20 protein-coding genes and 1 riboswitch are annotated in these 21,014 nt (G+C 65.6%); of the genes, 5 read left to right on the forward strand and 15 right to left on the reverse strand.

What is annotated here, in order from left to right; translation table 11 throughout:
* Nucleotides 1–47 precede the first annotated feature (47 nt).
* The gene (locus QC821_RS08335; protein WP_309719587.1) at nt 48–1,157 is read left to right on the forward strand and encodes an S-(hydroxymethyl)glutathione dehydrogenase/class III alcohol dehydrogenase; all 1,110 of its coding nucleotides are present in this window, start codon (nt 48–50) and stop codon (nt 1,155–1,157) included.
* A 103-nt stretch (nt 1,158–1,260) separates the two neighbouring features.
* Nucleotides 1,261–1,992: an S-(hydroxymethyl)glutathione synthase gene (gene gfa, locus QC821_RS08340; protein ID WP_309719589.1), complete on the forward strand. Its 732-nt coding sequence runs from the start codon at nt 1,261–1,263 to the stop codon at nt 1,990–1,992.
* Nucleotides 1,993–2,061: 69 nt separating this feature from the next.
* On the opposite strand, the gene QC821_RS08345 is transcribed toward gfa, so the two are convergent.
* From QC821_RS08345 to QC821_RS08360, 4 genes are all read right to left on the reverse strand, one after another.
* A complete protein-coding gene (locus QC821_RS08345) occupies nt 2,062–3,363 on the reverse strand; it encodes an amidohydrolase (protein WP_309719590.1) in 1,302 nt (433 codons plus the stop codon).
* A 16-nt stretch (nt 3,364–3,379) separates the two neighbouring features.
* Nucleotides 3,380–4,837, reverse strand: a complete 1,458-nt coding sequence (locus QC821_RS08350) for a sodium:solute symporter family protein (protein WP_309719592.1) — start codon at nt 4,835–4,837, stop codon at nt 3,380–3,382.
* Nucleotides 4,830–5,042, reverse strand: a complete 213-nt coding sequence (locus QC821_RS08355; RefSeq protein ID WP_076749367.1) for a DUF3311 domain-containing protein — start codon at nt 5,040–5,042, stop codon at nt 4,830–4,832. Before QC821_RS08355 ends, QC821_RS08350 begins: the two co-directional genes overlap by 8 nt.
* 227 nt (nt 5,043–5,269) lie before the next feature.
* Complete coding sequence (locus tag QC821_RS08360; RefSeq protein ID WP_309719597.1) at nt 5,270–6,505, reverse strand: D-amino acid dehydrogenase; 1,236 nt, start codon at nt 6,503–6,505, stop codon at nt 5,270–5,272.
* 160 nt (nt 6,506–6,665) lie between these two features.
* A riboswitch (glycine riboswitch) is annotated at nt 6,666–6,762 on the reverse strand.
* Nucleotides 6,763–6,850: 88 nt separating this feature from the next.
* On the opposite strand from QC821_RS08360, the gene QC821_RS08365 reads away from it, so the two are divergent.
* Entirely contained in the window at nt 6,851–7,750 is a 900-nt protein-coding gene (locus tag QC821_RS08365; RefSeq protein WP_309719599.1) for a LysR family transcriptional regulator, read from the forward strand.
* Here QC821_RS08365 and QC821_RS08370 read toward each other — a convergent pair.
* From QC821_RS08370 to QC821_RS08410, 9 genes are all read right to left on the reverse strand, one after another.
* Complete coding sequence (locus tag QC821_RS08370; RefSeq protein ID WP_309719602.1) at nt 7,691–8,896, reverse strand: benzoate/H(+) symporter BenE family transporter; 1,206 nt, start codon at nt 8,894–8,896, stop codon at nt 7,691–7,693. The two genes, QC821_RS08365 and QC821_RS08370, sit on opposite strands and share 60 nt — an antisense overlap.
* A gap of 96 nt (nt 8,897–8,992) precedes the next feature.
* A complete protein-coding gene (locus QC821_RS08375; protein ID WP_309719605.1) occupies nt 8,993–10,228 on the reverse strand; it encodes a benzoate/H(+) symporter BenE family transporter in 1,236 nt (411 codons plus the stop codon).
* 61 nt (nt 10,229–10,289) lie between these two features.
* Nucleotides 10,290–11,072, reverse strand: coding sequence for a benzoate diol dehydrogenase BenD (gene benD / locus QC821_RS08380; RefSeq protein ID WP_309719608.1), 783 nt, complete (start codon nt 11,070–11,072; stop codon nt 10,290–10,292).
* On the reverse strand, nt 11,069–12,094 hold the full coding sequence (gene benC, locus QC821_RS08385; protein WP_309719610.1) for a benzoate 1,2-dioxygenase electron transfer component BenC: 1,026 nt from the start codon (nt 12,092–12,094) through the stop codon (nt 11,069–11,071). The genes benD and benC overlap by 4 nt, the downstream gene beginning before the upstream one ends.
* A gap of 27 nt (nt 12,095–12,121) precedes the next feature.
* Nucleotides 12,122–12,610: a benzoate 1,2-dioxygenase small subunit gene (gene benB, locus QC821_RS08390; RefSeq protein WP_309719613.1), complete on the reverse strand. Its 489-nt coding sequence runs from the start codon at nt 12,608–12,610 to the stop codon at nt 12,122–12,124.
* A gap of 13 nt (nt 12,611–12,623) precedes the next feature.
* Complete coding sequence (locus tag QC821_RS08395) at nt 12,624–13,991, reverse strand: Rieske 2Fe-2S domain-containing protein (protein WP_309719616.1); 1,368 nt, start codon at nt 13,989–13,991, stop codon at nt 12,624–12,626.
* Nucleotides 13,992–14,238: 247 nt separating this feature from the next.
* Complete coding sequence (catA, locus tag QC821_RS08400; RefSeq protein WP_309719619.1) at nt 14,239–15,213, reverse strand: catechol 1,2-dioxygenase; 975 nt, start codon at nt 15,211–15,213, stop codon at nt 14,239–14,241.
* A gap of 67 nt (nt 15,214–15,280) precedes the next feature.
* Nucleotides 15,281–15,571, reverse strand: a complete 291-nt coding sequence (gene catC / locus QC821_RS08405; protein WP_309719622.1) for a muconolactone Delta-isomerase — start codon at nt 15,569–15,571, stop codon at nt 15,281–15,283.
* Nucleotides 15,572–15,600: 29 nt separating this feature from the next.
* On the reverse strand, nt 15,601–16,722 hold the full coding sequence (locus QC821_RS08410; RefSeq protein WP_309719625.1) for a muconate cycloisomerase family protein: 1,122 nt from the start codon (nt 16,720–16,722) through the stop codon (nt 15,601–15,603).
* A gap of 109 nt (nt 16,723–16,831) precedes the next feature.
* Here QC821_RS08410 and QC821_RS08415 point away from each other — a divergent pair, with 109 nt between their 5' ends.
* The gene (locus QC821_RS08415; RefSeq protein WP_309719627.1) at nt 16,832–17,734 is read left to right on the forward strand and encodes a LysR family transcriptional regulator; all 903 of its coding nucleotides are present in this window, start codon (nt 16,832–16,834) and stop codon (nt 17,732–17,734) included.
* A gap of 130 nt (nt 17,735–17,864) precedes the next feature.
* On the opposite strand, the gene QC821_RS08420 is transcribed toward QC821_RS08415, so the two are convergent.
* Together QC821_RS08420 and pobA are read right to left on the reverse strand one after the other, a co-directional pair.
* Nucleotides 17,865–18,608 carry an enoyl-CoA hydratase-related protein gene (locus QC821_RS08420; protein ID WP_309719630.1) on the reverse strand — a complete coding sequence of 248 codons (744 nt, stop codon included), beginning with the start codon at nt 18,606–18,608 and terminating at the stop codon, nt 17,865–17,867.
* Nucleotides 18,609–18,753: 145 nt separating this feature from the next.
* The gene (gene pobA / locus QC821_RS08425) at nt 18,754–19,938 is read right to left on the reverse strand and encodes a 4-hydroxybenzoate 3-monooxygenase (protein WP_309719633.1); all 1,185 of its coding nucleotides are present in this window, start codon (nt 19,936–19,938) and stop codon (nt 18,754–18,756) included.
* Nucleotides 19,939–20,092: 154 nt separating this feature from the next.
* Here pobA and QC821_RS08430 point away from each other — a divergent pair, with 154 nt between their 5' ends.
* A complete protein-coding gene (locus QC821_RS08430; RefSeq protein ID WP_309719636.1) occupies nt 20,093–21,004 on the forward strand; it encodes a helix-turn-helix domain-containing protein in 912 nt (303 codons plus the stop codon).
* Nucleotides 21,005–21,014: the final 10 nt, after the last annotated feature.

Here is a 21,014-nt window from a genome sequence, read left to right on the forward strand (position 1 = left end):
AGCGGGTCATTCACCACCGCATGGATAACAACAACAGGAGTCCGCCAATGAAGTCACGTGCAGCAGTCGCACTTGAAGCCGGCAAGCCGCTGGAAGTCACCGAGGTCGACGTCGAAGGGCCCAAGGCCGGCGAGGTGCTGGTGCGCATCAAGGCCACCAGCGTCTGCCACACCGACGCCTACACCCTGTCCGGCGCCGACCCCGAGGGCAACTTCCCGGCGGTGCTTGGCCACGAGGGCGCCGGCGTCGTCGAGGAGGTCGGCGAAGGCGTCACCTCACTGGCCGTCGGCGACCACGTCATTCCGCTCTATACCGCCGAGTGCGGCAAGTGCAAGTTCTGCCTCTCGGGCAAGACCAACCTGTGCGGCAGCGTGCGCGCCACCCAGGGCAAGGGCCTGATGCCCGACGGCACCAGCCGCTTCTCGCTGGACGGCAAGATGCTGCACCACTACATGGGCTGCTCGACCTTCTCGGAGTACACCGTGCTGCCCGAGGTATCGCTGGCCAAGGTCTCCAAGCAGGCGCCGCTGGACAAGATCTGCCTGCTCGGCTGCGGCGTGACCACCGGCATCGGCGCGGTGCTCAACACCGCCAAGGTCGAGCCGGGCTCCACCGTGGCGGTGTTCGGCCTGGGTGCCATCGGCCTGGCGGTGATCCAGGGCGCGCAGATGGCCAAGGCCAGCCGCATCATCGCCATCGACGTCAATCCCGACAAGTTCACGCTGGCCGAGCAGTTCGGCGCCACCGAGTTCGTCAATCCCAAGGACTACTCGGACCCGATCCAGCAGGTGATCGTCGACCTCACCGATGGCGGCGTCGACTACTCCTTCGAGTGCATCGGCAACGTCAACGTGATGCGCTCGGCGCTGGAGTGCTGCCACAAGGGCTGGGGCGAATCGATCGTCATTGGCGTGGCGGGGGCCGGCGAGGAGATCTCCACGCGGCCGTTCCAGCTGGTCACCGGGCGGGTCTGGAAGGGCTCGGCGTTCGGCGGGGTCAAGGGTCGCACGGAGCTGCCGGGCTACGTGGAGCGCTACATGAACGGCGAGCTGAAGATCGACGAGTTCGTCACCCACGACATGCCGTTCGAGCAGATCAACGAGGCCTTCGAGCTGCTGCATGCCGGCAAGAGCATTCGTACTGTTTTGCACTTTTGATCGCGCCGCTTTTTGGTCACGCCTAAAGCCGCGTGACGCGCGATGAAAGCACTATGCGCCCGCGAAGGCGCCAAGGTAGCAACAACAAGAGAGGTTAACTGCCATGCTGACACGAATGAGCCTGAACCCGGAGCGCAAGCCCATGAGCCTGATGGATACCCTGAAACGCTGGTTCGGTGGCCAGAGCGCCACGCCCGCCGCCAGCAGCCATCGCCCTGAGGCCAAGGCTGCGCCCAGCGCCGCGGCCGCGACCCAGGCCCCACCTACCAGCAATACCAAGATCCATCCCTCGGTAGACGGCGGGGTCAAGGCCGGCAGCGATGCCTTCAGCGGCGGCAGCCTGCACTGCCACTGCGACAGCAACAAGGTCGAGGTGACGGTCAAGGCGCAGTGCGCCCACAACCATGTGTGCGGCTGCACCAAGTGCTGGAAGCCCAACGGCGCGACCTTCTCGATGGTCGCGGTGGTGCCCCGCGACAGCCTCAGCGTCGCCGCCAACGAGGACAAGCTCGAGGTGGTCGACGCCTCGGCGGCGATCCAGCGCCACGCCTGCAAGGGCTGCGGCGTGCACATGTATGGCCGTATCGAGAACACCGACCACCCCTTCCACGGCCTGGACTTCATCCACACCGAGCTCTCCAACGACAGCGGCTGGGCCGGCCCGGAGTTCGCCGCCTTCGTCTCATCGATCATCGAGGGGGGCACCCACCCGGACACCATGGACGACGTGCGCGGCCGCCTCAAGCAGCTGGGCCTCGAGCCCTACGACTGCCTGTCGCCGCCATTGATGGACGCCATCGCCACCCACACCGCCAAGGCCAAGGGCGTGCTCTGACACTGCCTGGCACTCACGCCAACGGGCCGCCTATAGGGTGGCCCGTTGGCGTTTCTGGCTGTGTGACGCTTAGCCCAGGTAGGCCAGCGCTCCCGCTGCCATGGCCTCGATGCCAGTGAGCAGGGTCACGTCGTTGCCGGGAAAATAGTACGGCGAATGCGGCATCTCCAGATGACGCATCTTCTCCGATACGCTCTTACCCGGCGTCGCTTCCCAGCGCTCCGCCGGCGTGGCGCCGATAAACCAGTAGACGTAGGGGATATCCTCGCCGCCGAAGCCGCCGGCAGCGGCGTTGCCGAACAGCGGGAAGTCCTCACTGCCGTTGAGCCGCGGCATGTCATAGAGGCTGGCCGTACCGAAGTGCTCGGCGTGTGCCCGGCGCACATGCTCCACCCCAGTGGGGTCGTTGTGCAGGGCGATGGTCTGGTTAAGCACCCGGAACTCGGGGGGCTCGGGCGAGCGGCCCGCCTCGCACTCGGCGCGCACGATGCGTTCGATGCTCTCCACCACCTGGCGGTGCAGGGCATCGTCGAAGCTGCGCACGTTGATCTCGAGCTCCGCGGCGTGGGGGATGATGTTGGCCTGGGTACCAGCGTGCAGCTTGCCAACGGTCACCACCACGGTCTCCTCCGGCGGCACCTCGCGGGAGACGATGCTCTGCAGGCGGGTCACCACGTGGGCAGCGATCACCACCGGGTCCACCGTCTGGGCGGGCATCGAGCCGTGGCCGCCGGCACCGTGAATCGTCACCGCCAGGTTGCTGCAGGCGGCCATGGTGCCGCCGGGTCTATGCCCCACGCTGCCCGCCAGGGCCGGCATATTGTGCTGGCCGAGGATCACGTCCGGCCGCGGGAAGCGTGCGTAGAGGCCATCGTCGAGCATCGCCTGGGCACCGCCGAAGATCTCCTCGGCGGGCTGGCAGATCAGCATCAGGGTGCCTTGCCAGTGCTCGCGCAGCGCGGCCATCACGCCGGCGGCACCGACCACACAGCTGCTGTGCAGGTCATGGCCGCAGGCGTGCATCAGCGGTACCTCATTGCCATCCTCGGCGACGCCGATCTCGCGGCTGGCGAAGTCGAGACCAGTGGCTTCCTTGATCGGCAGGGCGTCCATGTCGCCGCGCAGCATCACCGTGGGCCCCTCGCCGTTGCGCAGCAGGGCCACCACGCCGGTGCCGCCCACGCCGCGGGTCACCGCGTAACCGAGCCCCTCCAGGGCCTCGGCGAGTCTCGCGCTGGTGTTGTGCTCCTGGAAGGGCAGCTCGGGGGTCTGATGCAGTTGGCGGTAGAGCGACTGGATATCGCTGAATGCCGCCTCTACCTGGGCGCTGATGGCGCCCTTGAAATCGAATCGCTCGGTCTGGGTGGTCATGCTGATCTCCAGCTGCTCAGTGGGTTTCTTGAGGCGTCGGTGCCGCCAGGGCCGGCTTGACCAATCCCTGCCAGGCCGCCACCACGCCGACGTTGAGGAGCATCGCCCAGACACCGGCGTGCCAGCCCAGCGGCGAGCTCCAGGCAAACTCCATCAGCAGGTAAGCCAGGCTGCCGACCAGTGCGCCGGCCATGACGCTGGCACGACGTAGCCGCGGCAGGAACAGCGCGCCGAGCACCATCGGGAACAGCTGCACGATCAGGCCGTAGGCGCCGAGCAGCAGCAGTACCAGCGAGGCGGGGTTGGCCAGCGCGAACAGGTAGGCGATCAGCGACAGGCCGAGCACGCTCCAGCGCGTCACGCTCACCGAGGCCTTCTCGCTGGCGCCCTTCATCAGCGTGGGGCCGACCACGTCGCGGACCAGCACGATGGCGGCGGTATGCGCCAGGTTGGCGCCGGTGGACATGGCCGCCGCCAGCGCGCCGGAGAGCATCAGGCCGATCACCCAGGGCGAGAAGTTGGCGACATCCATCACCATGCGCAGCAGCACGGTATCGGCACGCACCAGCGGGTCGTCGGCAAACACCAGCACCCCGGCGAAACCGATGAACAGCAGCGGCACCAGCAGGTAGGCGTAGAGCGGATAGAAGACGCTGACCTTGCGCAGGGTCTTGCCGCTGTCGGCGGAGTAGAACTTCATGAACAGGTGCGGCCACATGGCCCCACCGAAGGCGCTGACCAGCACCGCGGTGCTGAAGTAGCCCCAGTTCATGCCAGTGGCCCCGGGCATGGTCAGGTACTCGGGCATGGTCAGTTGGATCTGGCTGAACATCTCGCCGACCCCGCCGTAGAGGCGCTCGGAGATCGACAGGCCGAGGAACCAGGCGATGGCGATCATCATGATGCCCTGCACCAGGTTGGTCCAGCCGATGCCGTTGAGGCCGCTGCAGAACACGTAGGCAGCGACCACCACAAAGGCCAGCAGCGCCCCCAGCCAGAAGGGAATCAGTCCATCGGTGGCGGCCTGGAATAGCAGCCCGGCACCGGCGATCTGGATGGTCAGGTAGGGCACCAGGGCCAGCACGCCGATCACCCCGGCCAGGATGCCCAACGCTTTGCTCTGGTAGTGGTCGGCGATCATGTCGCCCTGGGTCAGGTAGCCCTTCTGGCGCCCCAACTCGGCGACCCGCGGGCCCATGGCCCAGATGGTGATCGGCACCAGCGACAGGTAGGCGAGGATGTAGAAGGCCGGCGCGCCGTGCTGATAGCTCCAGCCCGGCGCCCCCAGGAAGGCGAAGGCGGAGAAGATCTCGGCGCCGAGGATGAAGAACAGGATCACCATGCCGACGTGGCGCCCGCCGGCCACGTAGCCCTCGAGGCTCGAACTCTGCTGCCCCCGGGCGCGCAGCCCCACCAACAGCACCAGGGCGAGATAGGTCAGGGTGATACCGACGACGATCAGCGAATCATTCATGGCGGCCACCTCCGTGACGAATCACGTAGGCCAGCCACATGCCGATGAACAGCACCAGCATCCACAGGATGTACCAGAAGAACAGAAACGGCAGGCCCATGACGGTGGGCTCGATGCGATTGGCGATCAGGGCCCCCGGCCAGATCATGGCCAGGGTGCACAGCGCGAAGTGCAGCCCCGTCAGCAGGTGGTAGGTCTTGGTCATGGCAGTCGTCCAGCTCGCCGATGGCGAGTCTTGTTATGGGTTGTGCCTTGACTATGGCGCACGCCTTTCGATAGCAAAAATATGGCTTTTAGATATCAGCCATACTGTTACGGCATGGGCATGCCCCATGGAAAAGGCTCCCGACGCGAGCGCCGGGAGCCGATGGGAGGGGAAGAACCCATAAAGGAAAGTGGAGGGTGTAGGCTGCAGTGTGAAGAGAGGAGCGCCTAGCGTGCCGGGCTGAGCCGAGCTCCAGCAGGGCGCGCCATCGTTACCGAGTCGGCCACCATCTCGGCAGTGATCGCCGACAGGGTCCAGCCCAGGTGGCCGTGACCGGTGTTGTAGAAGACGCTGGGCAGTCGCCCTCTTCCCACCCGCGGCAGCATGTTGGGCAGCATTGGACGCAGCCCCGCCCAGGGCACCACCCGTCGGGTACTGACGCCCGGGAAGCACTGCTCGACCCAGTCGATCAGCGGACGGATGCGATCGTCACGGATATCGCGATTGAAGCCGTTGAACTCGGCGGTGCCGGCGATGCGGAAGCGATCCTTGCCGAGGCGACTGGTGACCAGCTTGGCCTCGTCGTCGAGCAGGCTGATCATCGGCGCCGCTTGCTGAGAGGCGGCCTCGTCGAGATGCACGGTGATCGAGTAACCCTTGACCGGGTAGACGTTGAGGCGGTCGCCGAGCTTGGCCGCCATCCCGCGACTCCCGACGCCGGCGCAAACCACCACGCCATCGTAGGCTTCACGCCCTTCTGCGGTGGTCACCCAGGCGCCGCTGCCATCGGCCTCCAGGTCGCACACGTCATGCCCGTAGCGTGTCGTGACGCCGCGCCGCTCGATGGCCGCCGCCAGACCCTGGGTAAACTTGTGGATGTCGCCGGTGGCATCGCTCTCGGTGAAGTAACCGCCGTAGTAGTCGCCGGCCAGGCTCGGCTCGAGGGTGCGCATCTCCTCGGGGGTCACCGCTCGACGCTCCAGGCCGCCCTTGGCGAGCAGCTCGGAGACCCGGCCGGCGTGCTCGAAGTCCTGCCGCCGGCGATAGATATGCAGGATACCGCGCCGCTCCAGATCGAAGTCGATGCCCTCCTCCCTTGCCCACTGGTAGAGGTGGTCGCGGGCGGCGATCGCTAGGCGCGTGGTCTCGGTGGTGTTGTCGGCATAGCGGGGAATGGCGGCCATGAACTCGGCGAACCAGCTCAGCTTGTGCCAGGCGGGCTTGGGATTGACCAGCAGCGGCGCATCGGCGCGCAGCATCCAGCGTAGCCCCTTGAGCACCGTGGGCCAGTGATTCCAGACCTCGGCGTTGGAGGCCGACAGCTGGCCGCCGTTGGCGAAAGAGGTCTCCATGGCCGCATAGCGGTGGCGTTCGTAGAGCGTGACGTCCAGGCCACGCTTGAGCAGGGCATAGGCGGTGGTGACACCGGTGATGCCCCCGCCGATAACGGCAATACGTTGCATCGTCGTTCTCCAGACGCGTCGGGTTGACCCCACTGCCATTGGCTGGCGAGGACCCCTTCCGTCATGGAACCTGAGAGATTCGCAACGCATCGTCGCCGATGCCCGCTTGCTCCTTCGGTGTGCCGACGGACGCTGTCGCCGGCCGCTCTTCGGAATTGGTGACGCGACGGCGGTCCGGTGGCCTGAGAGTTTCCGGGGCAGTTGCTCCTTCGGCGCCGGTACGTGGTTCACGGACCGGACTCTCCCGCTGTCGCGATGTCAGTACCTACACTATCCGCCCATGGACGCCATAGCAAAAATACCGATAATAGATATTACCTATACCGTTAGAGCATTGCTCAATCCATGGAATTCCGCCAGCTCAGCTATTTCGTCGCCGTGGTCGAGACCGGCTCCATCTCTGCCGCCAGCCGCCGTGTGCACATTGCCCAGCCGGCACTCACCCGCCAGATCCGGCTACTAGAAGAGGATCTCGACACCCGGCTGTTCGACCGCCATGCCCGTGGCATGCGGCTGACGGTGGCGGGCCAGGCACTCTTCGACGAGGCCCAGCAGCTGCTCGATGCGCGCACACAGATCCGCGCTCGCTTGACGGCGCTGGGCAGCGGCCTGATCGGCAAGGTCAGCCTCGGAGTGACGGTGACCCATCTGTGGGTGCCGGAGGTCGCGGGCCTGCTTAGCCGCTATCGCGACCACTATCCGCAGGTCGCCTTCGAGGTCTTCCCGCTGCTCTCAGGGCCACAGCTGGAGCGGCTGCGCGAAGGCAGCTTGGATGCCGGCGTGCTCTACCTCGACGAGACCGGCTACCCGGGGTTAGAGGCGCGCCGGCTGCAGAACGACCATCTGCTGCTCGCCGTCCCCGAGCGCTCTGCCTGGGCCCAGACCCCGCCGCAACGCCTGACTGAGCTGGCCGACGCCGATTTCGTATGGGGCTTTCGCAGCGCCTCGCCGGTCTACTTCGACCGCATGCAGGCCCACTTCCAGCGCCTCGACTTCCACCCCCGCGTGGTCCAGTACGGCGCCGACAATATCGCCATCCTGAGCATGGTCGCAGCCGGCCTGGGCATCGCCATCCTGCCCGCCGCCAGCAGTTGCCACCCCATGCCGGGGATCCGCTTCCTGCGCCTACCGGAACTCGACACCTGCAGCATGCCGCTGTGGTTCGCCTGGCGCCCCGACAACGACTCACCGGCGCTGCACAACCTGATCGCGCTGGTCGACGGGGCGGCGCCAGGGTCGATGTAGCACCAGGTAGGCCACACTACCGATCACCACACCCCAGAAGGCGGAGCCCAGCCCCCACAGGCTCATCCCGGAGGCGGTGGCCAGGAAGGTGATGATCGAGGCCTCGAGATGGTCGCTCTCGGCCGCGGCCTTGCTGATGTTGGTGGCGATGGCACCGATCAGCGCCAGGCCCGCCAGCAGCGCCACGAAGGTCCCGGGCAGCGAGGTGAACAGCAGCACGATGCTGCCCGAGAACAGCGCCCCCAGCAGGTAGAAGACACCGTTGGCGACCCCGGCCACGTAGCGCTTGTCGGGGTCGGGATGCGCCTCCTTGCCGGTGCACAGCGCCGCGGTGATCGCTGCCACCACCGTGGTAATGCCGCCAAACAGCGCCATCGGCAGCGACACCAGGCTGGCCACCGTGAGGATCGGCCGCGCCTGGGTGCGGTAGCCCGCCCCGCGCAGGATCGCCATGCCCGGCAGGAACTGGCCGGTGAGGCTGACCAGCGCCAGCGGAATCGCCAGGCTGAGGGTCGCGCCGAGCGTCCACTCGGGCCGGATCAGCTGCGGCTCGGCCAGCTGCCAGGCGACGCCCTGCAGGCTGGCCCCCTCGAACAGCACCGCCAGGGCGATACCGGTCATCAGCAGCAGTACCAGAAAGTAGCGCGGTGACAGCCGCTTGAAGCCCAGGTAGGCGGCCAGCATGCCCACCGCCAGCGCCGGTGCCTGCTCCAGCGAGGTGAACACGCCGACGCCGAACTGGAACAGAATCCCCGCCATCATCGCCGCGGCGATGCCCGGTGGAATCAGCCGGATAAGGCGGTCGAAGGTGCCGGTCACACCAATTACCAGGATGATCAGCGCCGCGGTGATATAGGCGCCCACCGCCTCATTCAGCGACAGCCCCGGGAACAGGCTGACCAGCAGCGCAGTGCCCGGTGCCGACCAGGCGGTCACCACTGGCACCCTGAGCCATAGGCTCAGGCCGATGCCCGACAGCGCTGCTCCGATGGATATCGCCCACACCCAGGAGCTCATCATCGCCGCCGATATCTCGGCGCTCTGGGCGGCCTGAAAGAAGATCGCCAAGGGCCCGGCGTAGGAGATAAGCACCGCCACGAAACCGGCGGTCAGGGTCGAGAGAGAAAGGTCCTTGTATAGCGACATACCGCTCCTTGCTCGGCGCCCAGCGCCGCAACCGAAAAAAGACCCGCCGCAGATCGCTCGGCAGGTCAAGGAGGATAGTGGGTCAACCTGGCCTGACTAGGCCGCCGCCGGCTTGCCTTTGGCGAACTCGAAATCCTTGGTCTCGAAGATCATCGAGACGACCACGCCCAGCACCAGCGCCCAGAAGGTGGCGCCGATCTCCAGTATCTGGATCCCCGAGGCGGCGATCAGAAAGGCGAACAGCGCCCCCATCTCGTGCTTCTTGCCGGAGAAGGCAATCGCCATCGACGAAGTGATCACCCGCATCAGCGCCAGGCCGGCGATAATGGTGATGAAGTAGTTCGGCGTCGCCTCGAGCAAACTCACCACATAGCCGTAGAAGGGGGCGGCGACCACGAAGATGGCCCCGGCGATCACCGCCGCCACCCAGCGCTTGTCGTGCTCGCCGGCCTCCGGCGAGGAGCAGATACCGGTCATCGGCGCGGCGATGCAGGTGCTGTGCAGGTTGAAGAAGGCCGAGACCATGGTGCCGACCCCGCCTACCGCAGTAATCCCATTGGCAGGCACTTCCTTGTAGCCCATGCCTTTGACCAGGCCGACCCCGGCCGGGGTTTCCATGCCCACCAGGATGATCGCCAGCGGCAAACCGTAAGCCAGGAAGGCGCCCAGGGTGAACTCGGGCACGATGAACTCGGGGAAGCGGATGGTTGCCTCGATGCCGGAGAGGTCCACCCCGGTGGCGATCAGATAGACGATGCCGGCGAGCATGGCCACCACCAGCGGCGGTATCTTGCGAAACAGCCGTGCCGAGACGAAGAATGCCAGGATCATGATCGTCGCCGGCACGATGGCGTTCTCCAGCGGCTTGACCATGTTAAGGCCGAAGCTCAATAGCATGCCGGCCACCATGCCCATCACGATGGGCATCGGGATCAGCCGCATCACCATCCCCATCACGCCGGTCAGGCCGGCCACCAGCGAGATGGCTCCTGCGATCAGCGTCGCCCCCAGCGCCGCTTCCAGCCCCACCACCGGAATCACCGCGGCGAACATCAGCGCGCCGGGAATCGAGTTGGCCATCGGCAACGGCAGCCGGTAGTAGGCTGGCACCAGCAGCCCGAACAGGCCGTTGATCATCAGGTAGCTGATCACCCAGATCATGATGAACGAGGAGTCGAGGCCGGCGGCGCTGCCGGCGCTGATATGCACCACCCCCACGCTGAGCCCCAGGATACCGGCCACCAAGCCGGTACTGGCGTTGTCGACGTTGATGTCTCTGACGAAGGCCCCAGGCGCATGCCTGAGGCTGATACCTTTCTCGATGTGTTTCATGGCGGTCTCCAGGGTTCTTGTAGTTGAAATAGTGGGTGGTCGTTGTCGGCAGGCAGCGGGCTCAGCCGCTGTCGCCGCCGGCCACCGGCAGCACGCTGCCAGTGATGTAGCTGGCATCGTCGGAGGCCAGGAACAGGATCGGCGCGGCCATCTCGTCCAGGGTGCCGTAGCGGCCCATGAAGCAGCTCTGTTTGGTCTGGTCGATATGCGCCTGGAACCAGGCCTGCTCGGTCGCATTGCGCGGCTCGGGGGTGCCCCGCGAGATGCGCCGCGGCGGCGCCTCGGTGCCGCCGGGAGCGGTAGCCACCACACGGATACCGTGCTCGGCGTACTCGAAGGCCAGCGAGGCGGTCATGGCGTTGACCCCGCCCTTGGCCGCCGAATAGGGAATGCGGTGGATACCGCAGGTCGCCGCCGAGGAGACGTTGACGATGACGCCGCTGCCCTGGGCCACCATGGACGGCAGCACGGCGCGGCAGCACCACAGGGTGGGCATCAGCGAGCGGCTGATCTCGGCCTGTATCTCGGCCTCGCTGAAGGCGGTGAACGGCTTGAAGTTGATCGCGCCGCCGACATTGTTGATCAGGATATCCAGCCGACCGAAGTGGTCGTGAGCCTGACGGATTGCGCCCTCGGCACCTTCCCAGGCCTCCAGGTCGGCCTGCAGGGCGATGGCGTCCACGCCCTGCTCGCGCAGTCCAGCTGCCACCTGCTCAACCTGCTCGTCGCGATCCACCAGCGCCAGCCGCGCGCCCTCGGCAGCGGCCCGCTCGGCGACCCGCTGACCAATGCCCTGGGCGGCCCCGGTAACCAGCATCACGCGGTTCTCGAAACGCAGGCTCATGCTGCCGCCTCCGTCACGTTGGGGGTAAACTTCTCGTAGTAGAAGTTGGCCGGGGTGATGTCCTGCTCACGGAAGTGGCCAAGCACCGCATCGACCATCGGCGGCGGCCCGCACAGGTAGACGTCGACGTCGCCGTCGTGCAGTACCTCGGAAGGCATATGATGGGTCACGTAGCCCTTACGGGTGTTGCGGCTCTGCTCATCGACCACCACCGTGGTGTAGCTGAACTCCGGCACCCGCTCGACGAAATCATCCAGTGCCGCGAGCTTGACCAAGTGATCGTCGCAGTTGACACCGTAGATCAGGTGGATCGGCTGATCGCTGCCCTTCTCAGCCAGCTGCTCGAGCATGGCAAGGAACGGCGCCAGGCCGGTGCCGCCAGCCAGCATCAGCACCGGGCGAGTCACCTGGCGCAGGTAGAAACTGCCCAGCGGCCCGGTGAGCGTGAGGCGATCACCGGCGGCAGCTCGCTGGCGGAGGTAGCCGCTCATCAGCCCCTCGGGAAGGTTGCGGATCAGGAAGCTGGCCTCGCGACTGCCGGGCAACGAGCTGAACGAGTAAGAGCGGGTCTGGTCACTGCCCGGCACCTGGATATTGACGTACTGGCCGGGCAGAAACGCCAGGCCGCCCTCATCGTCCAGCTCGAGCACTAGCTCGAGGCTATCCTCGGAGAGCGGCTCGACCCGCGCCAGGGTGGCATCCATCGCCCCAACTGCCGTCTTGCACAGGCTCGAGGCTACCGGCACCTGGATCACGCAGTCCGACGACGGCACCATCTGGCAGGTCAGCACCTGGCCTTCGGCCTCCTCCTCCTCGGAGAGTGCCTCCTCCAGGTAGTCGTCGCCCATCTCGAAGTCGCCCTGTTCGCAGCGGCCCTTGCAGGTGCCGCAAACCCCGTCGGAGCAGTCCATCGGCAGGTTGATCTTCTGCCGGTAGGCGGCGTCGAGCACCGTCTCGCCGGCATTGCAGCCGATGAAGCGGCTCACGCCGTCCTCGAAGTTGAGTGCGATGGTGTAACTCATGAGCATTCTCCTCCCCACCGGGTGCGATCAGATGTGGTAGACGTCGATGACCTGGTGGATATAGTCGTTATTGAGCTGCACGACTTTCTTGGTGATCAGCGGCGTCTCGCCGGACACGTCCAGGGTGTAAAAGGAGGTGCCGAAGAAACTGCTGGTCTTCTGGTAGCGGTGGCTCAGGGTATGCCAGTTGAAGCGCAGCTCGACCTCGCCATCCGCCTCGCTCAGCACCTCGAGGTTGCTAATCTGGTGGGTGGTGCGCGGCTCCGGGGTACTGGCCCCCGAGCGCTCGGTCTTGATGCGATAAACCCGGTCCTCTAGCCCTTCGCGGTTGGGGTAGTAGATCAGCGAGATCTCACTGTGTGGGTCGCGGGTCAGTTGGTCGTCGTCGTCCCAGGCCGGCATCCAGAACACCGCATCGCTGCGGTAGCACGTCAACCACTCGTCCCACTCACGGTCGTCGAGCAGCCGCGCCTCGCGGTACAGAAAGGCCTGAATCTGGTGAAAGTCGATACTCATGGTGCGTTCCTCCTCAGGCGCTCGCGGTGGCGATGAATTGGCTGCGTTCCTTGTCGACGGCACGCAGCATCTCCTCGACCCAGTGCTTGTGGTGCAGCACGTAGAGGCCTTCGTCCTCGGGAGAGGAGCCGCTCAGCAGCGGCTGCATGTCGATCGCCTTGGCATTGTCGTCGGCGCCTTCGATCCACTGCTTGGCGCCGCGGGAGAGATCGTTCCACTCGGCATCGAGCCCGGCGTAGCCGGCCTGGCAGGCGCGGAACTCCTCGAGATCGTCCGGGGTACCCATGCCGGAGACGTTGAAGAAATCCTCGTACTGGCGGATGCGTACGCGGCGGTTCTCCGCCGACTCGCCCTTGGGCGCGAAGCAGTAGATGGTAACTTCGCTCTTGTCGACGTCGAGAGGACGGATCACCCGGATCTGGGTGGAGAACTGATCCATCAGGTAGACGTTGGGGTAGAGGCAGAGGTTACGGGTCTGGTTGACGATGGAGTCGGCCCGCGCCTCGCCCAGTTCCTGCTCGATCCACTCCTTGTGGGTGTAGACCGGGCGCACCTCGGGGTTGAGCAGGCGGGTCCACAGCATCATGTGACCATTCTCGTAGGAGTAGAAGCCGCCCTGGCTCTTCGACCAGCCGTCGGCATCCACCGCCTTGGTGCCGCCGGCGTCGTAATTGCGGCGATCCATTGTCGAGGCGTAGTTCCAGTGAACGGTACTGACGTGGTAGCCGTCGGCACCGTTCTCCGCGCCCAGCTTCCAGTTGCCCTGGAAGGTGTAGGAGGAGGTGCCGCGCAGCACTTCCAGCCCCTCGGGGGCCTGGTCGACGATGTTGTCGATGATCTTGCGGGTCTCGCCGAGGTAGTCATCGAGCGGCATTACGTCGTCGCTGAGGCTACCGAACAGGAAGCCGCGGTAGTTCTCGAAGCGCGGCAGGTGCTTGAGATCGTGGGAGCCGTCCTGCTTGAAGCCGTCCGGGTAGGCGCCGGTCTTCTCGTTCTTGGCCTTGAGCAGCTTGCCGTCGTTCTTGAAGGTCCAACCGTGGAACGGGCAGGTGAAGGTGCCCTTGTTGCCCTGCTTCCGGCGGCACAGGGTGGCGCCGCGGTGGGCGCAGGCGTTGATCAGGCCGTGCAGCTCGCCGTTCTTGTCGCGGGTGATGACCACCGGCTGGCGCCCCATGGTCACGGTGAAGTAGTCGCCCGGCTCACTGATCTGACTCTCGTGGGCCAGGAACAGCCAGTTGCCCTCGAAGATGTGCTTCATCTCGAGTTCGAAGAAGTCGCGGTCGGTGAACATGCTGCGGTGGCAGCGGAAGATGCCGTTGGCGGGGTCATCGACCACCGCACCGCGGATGCGGGTTTCGAGTTGATCAAGCTTGCTGGTCATGATCCAGGTCCTCGGTGTCTTGTCGTGTCGTGCCGGCGAGCCCAGAGGGCCCCGGCGTCAAGAGAACGATCGTAGGGTTATCGCTGAGGCTTCCTTCGCACTAGGGGCTGCTCCGTCGGCAGGTCGACGGGGAGGCGCTGTGAACCCATCCCTGGGCGCTACCTTGCGCTATCCATGGCGCAAACCTCCCCTTTGACCTGCCCACGGCGCCCCTTGCATGTCACTGCGGCGAAGGCTCTGGTACTGCTCAAACCTTGGCGGTGCTGGCCAGCTGGCTGTGCTGGTCCTGCTCGTCTTCCTTGGCCCGCGCGCGGGCATGACGGGCCTGCAGCTCCGGCTTGTCGGTCTTGGCCAGCTCGACGTCGAACACCACCTCGGAGAAGGGGCCGTCCAGCTCGCGATTGTCTATTTCGGCCGGGTCCTCGATGCGGGTCGTCGGCACCACCAGCTCCTCACGGGTGGCGAAGGCAAAGTCGTCCCAGGTGTACTTGTCGCCGGCCAGGTTGATCTGGGTGGTCAGGTGCTGGTGGCCCGGCGCCGAGATGAAGTAGTGAATATGCGCCGGGCGCTCGCCGTGGCGGCCCAGGGACTTGAGCACCTGGTCGGTGGGGGCGCCTTCCGGCACGCCGTAGCCGGAGGGGATGATGCTGCGCGCGGTATAGCGGCCCTCGCTGTCGGCGTAGATGGTGCGACGCATGTTGTACTCGCTCTGGCTTGGGTCGAAGAACGAGTAGTTACCCTTGGAGTTGCAGTGCCAGATCTCGACCTTAGCGCCGGGGATCGGCTGGCCGTTCACGTCGCGTACCTGGCCAGTCAGCCACATCACCTCGCCGTCGGGGTCGCTGCCGTCGTCCAGGCGGGCGAAGCCCTCGGCTTCCGGGGCGCCGGCCACGTAGAGCGGGCCCTCGATGGTGCGCGGTGTGCCGCCGTTGCGCTTGGCCTCGGCGTCGGCGGCGTCCTGGCGCATGTCCAAGTAGTGGTCGAAGCCCAGGCCCGGAGAGAGCAGGCCGAACTGGGTATCGTGGCCGAGGGCGTTGAGCAGGCTGACGGCGGACCAGTACTCCTCCTCGCTGACGTCGAAGTCGTCGATCAGGCGATAGAGGTCGGAGAGCAGGCGGTGCATGATCTGCTTGGCGCGATCGTTGCCGCCCTGCTGGTCGAAACCGGCGACGGTCTTCAGAAAGTCCTGAACTTCGGGGGTGTCGAAAATCTTGACGCTCATGGGGATATCCTCATCGTTATCGTTATGGCCGCGCTGTGCGGCCTGTCTGGCGTGGCTCGTCGGTGCCTCAGCGATCGTCTTCGCGAACCGACGATGGATGGCGACACAGCGGCGTGACGCTGATCTTCATGTAGGGGAAGAGCGGCAGGTTGGAGACGATCTCCTGCAGCTCGGCGTTGTCCTCAACGTCGAAGATGCTGACGTTGGCGTAGCTGCCGGCGACCCGCCACAGATGGCGCCACTTGCCGGCGCGCTGCAGCTCCTGGGCGTAGGCCTTCTCGCTCGCCTTGATCGTGGCGGCCTGCTCGGCCGGCATCTGCGGCGGCAGTTTTACGGTCATTTCCACCTGAAACAGCATGTGGTTCTCCTCCTCAGCGCTGGCGCGGCTTAGTGGGCGCGGGTGTAGTGGGCGAGCTTGTCTTCATCCAGGGTGATGCCGAGGCCCGGCCCGCTTGGTAGCGCGACGCCAAACTCGCGGTAGTCGAGCGGCTGGGTGACGATGTCGTCCTTGAGCAGCAGCGGACCGAACATCTCGCTGCCCCAGGCCAGCTCGGGCAGCGTGGCCCAGGCGTGCAGCGAGGCGGCGGTGCCGATGCTGCCCTCGAGCAGGGTGCCGCCGTAGAGGCCGATACCCGCGGCCTGGGCCACATGGGCCAACTCCAGCACGCCCTGCAGGCCACCGGACTTGGCGATCTTCAATGCATAGGCGCCGCTGAAGCCGGCGGCGGCGAGGTCGAAACCGTCGCGGGCGTCCTGCACCGCCTCGTCGGCGAGCATCGGCACCCGGAAGCGGTTGGCCAGCCGGATAAGGCCGGCGTGCTCGCGGGCCGGGATCGGCTGTTCGATCAGGTCGATGCCAGCCTCCTGCAGGGCGGCGATGCCACGCACCGCGGTGGCCTCGTCCCAGGCCTGGTTGACGTCGACGCGTACGCTGGCCCGCTCGCCCAGCGCGGCCTTGATCGCCGCCACATGGGCGACGTCTTGGGCTATCGGGTTGGCGCCGATTTTGAGCTTGAAGTCGCAGTGGCGACGGTCGTCCAGGCGCTGGAAAGCCTCGTCGATATCACGCTGGGTATCGCCGCTGGCCAGGGTCCACAGCACCGGTAGGTGGCTCTGCTGGGCACCGCCCAGCAGCTCGGCGACCGACAGGCCCAAGCGCTTGCCCTGAGCATCCAGCAGCGCGGTTTCCAGCGCCGACTTGGCGATCGCGTTGCCGCGGGCATGGCGATTGAGGCGTGCGCGCAGGGCATTGACGTTGCTGGCCGGCTGGCCGATCAGCAGCGGCGCCAGGTAGGTGTCGATATTGCGCTTGATGCTCTCCGGGCTCTCCGGCCCGTAGGCCAGTCCGCCGATGGTGGTGCCCTCACCGAGGCCCTCGACGCCGTCGCTGTCGCACAGCCGCACGATGACCATGGTCTGGCAGGCCATGGTGGTCATGGAGAGCTTGTGCGGGCGGATGGTCGGCAGGTCGACCAGAAGGGTCTCGATGGTGGCGATGACGGCGGACATGAGAGATGGCGCTCCAGCAATCGGTTGGCGGTGATTGAGGAGCAGTCTGATTGCGTATGGCCAGCGCAACCAATATCGTTTGAGTGCCCAGCCATACCCAGGAGGTATCATGGAGCTTCGCCACCTGCGCTACTTCTGCGTTGTCGCCGAGGAGCTAAACTTCACCCGGGCCGCTACCAGGCTGCATATGGCGCAGCCACCTTTATCTAGGCAGATCAAACAGTTAGAATTGGAAGTAGGGGCCGATCTATTTCAGCGCTGCCCGCGCGGCCTGCGCCTTACGGCCGCCGGCCAGTTCTTTTATGAGCATACCCTGCAGATACTGGAGAAAGTCGAGGTCACCACCGCCGCGACGCGCCGCATGGCGCGCAGCAAGCGCCGCCTGTTCGGCATCGGCTTCGTGCCCTCGGTGTTCTACGGCCAACTGCCGCTGCTGGTGCGCGATTTACGACAAAAGGATGATGTCGAACTTACCCTCGCCGAGCTGACCACCGTGCAGCAGATCCAGGCACTCAAGGCGGGACGCATCGATATCGGCTTCGGCCGCCTGCGCATCGACGACCCCGACGTAGAGCAGGAGGTGCTGTTCGACGAGCCGCTGATGGCGGCGCTGCCCAGCGACCATCCGCTGGCCAACAGCCGCCCGACCCTGGCCCAGCTCGCTGACTACCCGCTGGTGCTGTTTCCGGCCAAGCCACGCCCCAGCCTGGCCGACATCACACTGGGCCTATTCCGTCGCCAGGGCCTCAAGGTCAGCGTGGCCCAGGAAGCCAACGAGCTGCAGACCGCGCTGAGCCTGGTGGCCTCGGAGATCGGCATCACCCTGGTGCCGGAGCAGGTCAAACGTGTCCAGCGCGACGGTATCGTATTCGTCTACCTCGACGACCGTAGCATCACCTCGCCGGTAATCTGCAGCCGCCGCAAGGGCGAGCCGCCCTCCGACGTCATGCAGCGGGCCAACGCCATCCTCGAGGTGCTGGTGGAGAATCGCCGCACCGGACGCTATCCGTGAAGTCGCAACGCTCGCCACCGCCCTACCAACATGAAAAAGGGGCACCCACTCAATGGATACCCCGTGTTGGATCTCGCCTGATCACAGGCGCGGCGGTCGTTTCAACCACTCCAGCCTTGGCCGCTGACACTTACCTGGCGAAGAAGGCGTCGATAGCACCCTGGGCTTCCGCGGAGCGGCAGCGTTCCAGCAGCTGCTGCTCTTCGCGGTCGAACGCGCGTCCGATCGCTTCGGCGTCACCTTCCCGCAGCAGCGCCTTGGTGGCCAGCAGCGCCTCGAAGGGCTTGGCGATCAGGCGGGTGGCACAGGTGAGTGCTTGCTCCAGCGCCATTCCATCCGGGGTGGTATCGGTCAACAGGCCCAGCTCACAGGCGCGGGCCGCGGAAAACGAGGTGCCTAGCATGAGCATCTCGCTGGCCGCCTTGTTACCGGCCAGCTTGGGCAGCATCTGCGTGGTGGCACCCAGGGGCGTCAGGGCAAAATTGACGAATGGCAGGTAGAAGGAGGTCGAATTTCCCGCGTAGGCGAAATCGCAGTGCATCAGGATCGATGTGCCGAGCCCCAGGGCGAGGCCCTCCGCGGCGGCAATGACCGGCTTGGGAAAGGCGTGCAGGCGGCGCAGGAAGGTGATGGCCGAGACCTCCGTCGCCTCCGCCAGCGCCTTGTAGTTGGCCAGGTCGTTGCCTGCGGTGAAGCAGTTCTCGCTGCCGGTGATGATCAGGACCTTGACCGCGTCGTCTGCCTCGGCGGCGGCAAGCGCATCGATCAGTTGAGCGTAGCTCGCTTCATCCAGGATATTGCGCCGTTCAGGGCAGCTGATCTTCAGCAGCGTGATGCCATCCGCCCGGCGGGACGTCGTGATTCGAGTCGCCATGCGCTACCTCCATTGCAGACAGAGAACCTGTTCCTAGCATAAGTATTTTTTGATGAGCGTGCTAAATTTTCTTTGGCGAAAAGCCGGCGATAAAAAAGCCCGAGCAGTGCCCGGGCCAAGGAGGACGAGATGATCGATTGGCGCTCTACTCCAGCGCCTCGTAGGGCAGGCCGACGTAGTTCTCGGCGATGGTAGTGAGGCCGGCGCGGGAGCCGGTGACGTAGTCCAGCTCGGCCTGCTGCATGCGTGCGCCGAAGTCCTCTTCCTCGGAAAACTTGTGCAGCATCGAGGTCATCCACCACGAGAAGCGCTCGGCCTTCCAGACCCGCCGCAGGCAGGTCTCGGAGTAGCGGTCGATCAGGTCGCTACGCCCCTCGTGATAGACCTTGCACATCAGCGAGTAGAGCGTGCTGACGTCGCTGGCGGCCAGGTTGAGCCCCTTGGCACCGGTGGGTGGCACGATATGCGCCGCATCGCCGACCAGGAACAGCCGCCCATACTGCATCGGCTCGGCGACGAAGCTGCGCAGCGGCGCAATGCTCTTCTCGATGGAGGGCCCGGTGACCAGCTTGGCGGCGACCTCGTCCGGTAGGCGGCGCTTGAGCTCCTCCCAGAAGCGCGCGTCGGACCAGTCCTCTACCCGCTCGTCCAGCGGCACCTGGACGTAGTAGCGGCTGCGGGTCTCGGAGCGCATGCTGCACAGCGCGAAGCCGCGTTCATGGCGCGCGTAGATCAACTCATGAGAGACCGGCGGCGTATCGGAGAGAATGCCCAGCCAGCCGAACGGGTAGACCTTCTCGAAGGTCTTGATGCGATCCTCGGGAATGGTCTGGCGCGATACGCCGTGGTAGCCGTCGCAGCCGGCCACGTAGTCGCAGTCCAGGCGCACGGTCTCGCCGTTCTTCTCGAAGGTCACCCAGGGTGCGTCACTCTCGAGGTCGTGGAGCTGGACGTTGTCGGCCTCGTAAACGGTCTGTCCGCCGCTGGCTTCTCGAGCCTCCATCAGGTCGCGGGTGACCTCGGTCTGGCCGTAGACCATCACCCGCTTGCCGCCGGTCAGCTCGGCCAGGTCAATGCGCACATGGCGGTTGTCGAAGGCCAACGCGAAACCGTCATGGGGCAGGCCCTCCGCGTCCATGCGCCGCTCGACGCCGGCCTCGCGCAGCAGGTCGACCATGCCCTGCTCGAGCACCCCGGCGCGGATGCGGCTGAGAACGTACTCGCCGCTCTTGCGCTCGAGGATCACGTTGTCGATCCCCTGGCGCTGCAGCAGCTGCCCCAGCAGCAGCCCCGAGGGGCCAGCGCCGATGATCGCCACCTGTGTCTTCATGATCAGCACCCTATCGTTGTCGTCTTGGACATGCGTTCTAGTAGTTGTATTTTTCAGTGATATAGGGCGCTTTTTAAGGCACAATCTGGCCGTTAAGTAGGACAAATGGCGTATTTTGACTAGACGTTAGTCGATACTGCGAGAGGAGCCTTGCATGCCTGCCCTAAGCCACGATGCCGTGCCGGTGTTCAAACTCTATGGCGAGACGCGGCACTGGCCGACACCGGATCTGCTGCACTGCGAGTCCATCGCCGAGCGCAGCCGGTTGCATGATTGGCATATCAAGACTCACCGCCATGCCGACCTGCTGCACCTGCTGCATATCGCCGCCGGCGAGGTGGTGCTCGATCTGGAAGGCACCCAGACACGCTTCTGCGGACCGGCGCTGATCGTGGTACCGGCCATGGCGATTCACGGTTTTCACTTCGAGCAGCAGATTCGCGGCCATATCATTACTCTGGCCCAGCCGCTGGCCGAGCATCTGATCGTTGCCCTCGGCCATCAGGGCGCCGCCCTGCAGCGCAGCGGCCACTACCGGCTGGTGGATAGCGGCGAAGCCCAGGCCATCGCCCTGCTGGTGGCACAGATCGCCGACGAGTACCGCCGCCCGGCGATCAATCGCGACCTGGTATTGCACGCGCTCATTCAGGCCCTGGCCGCCCAGGTCGCTCGTCGCGCCGAGCGCCAGCGTAGCCACCCCCAGGTGCTGCGCCCGACGCCGAGTGCCAGCGAGCGGGCGCGCAGCCACCTGCAGCGCTTCCAGACGCTGATCGAGGCCCACTACCGCGAGCAGCCCACCGTCGGCGCCCTGGCCAAGCAGCTCGGCATCACCGCCGCCCATCTCAATACCCTGTGCCGCCAGTTGGCCGACCGCAGCGCCCTGCAACTGCTGCATGAGCGCATCCTGCTGGAGGCCAAGCGCCAGCTCACCTACACCAACATGACCATCAGCGAGGTCGCCGACAGCCTCGGCTTCTCCGAGCCGGCCTACTTCACACGCTTCTTCAAGCGACTTACCGGGCTCAATCCACGTGATTTTCGCATGCGCCAGCACGCGCCCTGTTAAGGGGTGCTGA

Source organism: Franzmannia qiaohouensis (genome assembly GCF_031451695.1).
In the GTDB taxonomy this organism is placed as follows: domain Bacteria; phylum Pseudomonadota; class Gammaproteobacteria; order Pseudomonadales; family Halomonadaceae; genus Franzmannia; species Franzmannia qiaohouensis.

Excerpts from the sequence above, each read along its gene's own strand:
- QC821_RS08365 (WP_309719599.1), top strand. The coding sequence starts at position 6,851 with ATGGAATTCCGCCAGCTCAGCTATTTCGTCGCCGTGGTCGAGACCGGC.
- QC821_RS08360 (WP_309719597.1), bottom strand. The coding sequence starts at position 6,505 with ATGCAACGTATTGCCGTTATCGGCGGGGGCATCACCGGTGTCACCACC.
- gfa (WP_309719589.1), top strand. The coding sequence starts at position 1,261 with ATGCTGACACGAATGAGCCTGAACCCGGAGCGCAAGCCCATGAGCCTG.
- QC821_RS08335 (WP_309719587.1), top strand. The coding sequence starts at position 48 with ATGAAGTCACGTGCAGCAGTCGCACTTGAAGCCGGCAAGCCGCTGGAA.
- benC (WP_309719610.1), bottom strand. The coding sequence starts at position 12,094 with ATGAGTTACACCATCGCACTCAACTTCGAGGACGGCGTGAGCCGCTTC.
- catA (WP_309719619.1), bottom strand. The coding sequence starts at position 15,213 with ATGAGCGTCAAGATTTTCGACACCCCCGAAGTTCAGGACTTTCTGAAG.
- benD (WP_309719608.1), bottom strand. The coding sequence starts at position 11,072 with ATGAGCCTGCGTTTCGAGAACCGCGTGATGCTGGTTACCGGGGCCGCC.
- pobA (WP_309719633.1), bottom strand. The coding sequence starts at position 19,938 with ATGAAGACACAGGTGGCGATCATCGGCGCTGGCCCCTCGGGGCTGCTG.
- QC821_RS08355 (WP_076749367.1), bottom strand. The coding sequence starts at position 5,042 with ATGACCAAGACCTACCACCTGCTGACGGGGCTGCACTTCGCGCTGTGC.
- QC821_RS08415 (WP_309719627.1), top strand. The coding sequence starts at position 16,832 with ATGGAGCTTCGCCACCTGCGCTACTTCTGCGTTGTCGCCGAGGAGCTA.
- QC821_RS08395 (WP_309719616.1), bottom strand. The coding sequence starts at position 13,991 with ATGACCAGCAAGCTTGATCAACTCGAAACCCGCATCCGCGGTGCGGTG.
- QC821_RS08410 (WP_309719625.1), bottom strand. The coding sequence starts at position 16,722 with ATGTCCGCCGTCATCGCCACCATCGAGACCCTTCTGGTCGACCTGCCG.
- QC821_RS08370 (WP_309719602.1), bottom strand. The coding sequence starts at position 8,896 with ATGTCGCTATACAAGGACCTTTCTCTCTCGACCCTGACCGCCGGTTTC.
- QC821_RS08375 (WP_309719605.1), bottom strand. The coding sequence starts at position 10,228 with ATGAAACACATCGAGAAAGGTATCAGCCTCAGGCATGCGCCTGGGGCC.
- QC821_RS08350 (WP_309719592.1), bottom strand. The coding sequence starts at position 4,837 with ATGAATGATTCGCTGATCGTCGTCGGTATCACCCTGACCTATCTCGCC.
- QC821_RS08430 (WP_309719636.1), top strand. The coding sequence starts at position 20,093 with ATGCCTGCCCTAAGCCACGATGCCGTGCCGGTGTTCAAACTCTATGGC.
- benB (WP_309719613.1), bottom strand. The coding sequence starts at position 12,610 with ATGAGTATCGACTTTCACCAGATTCAGGCCTTTCTGTACCGCGAGGCG.
- QC821_RS08345 (WP_309719590.1), bottom strand. The coding sequence starts at position 3,363 with ATGACCACCCAGACCGAGCGATTCGATTTCAAGGGCGCCATCAGCGCC.
- QC821_RS08420 (WP_309719630.1), bottom strand. The coding sequence starts at position 18,608 with ATGGCGACTCGAATCACGACGTCCCGCCGGGCGGATGGCATCACGCTG.
- catC (WP_309719622.1), bottom strand. The coding sequence starts at position 15,571 with ATGCTGTTTCAGGTGGAAATGACCGTAAAACTGCCGCCGCAGATGCCG.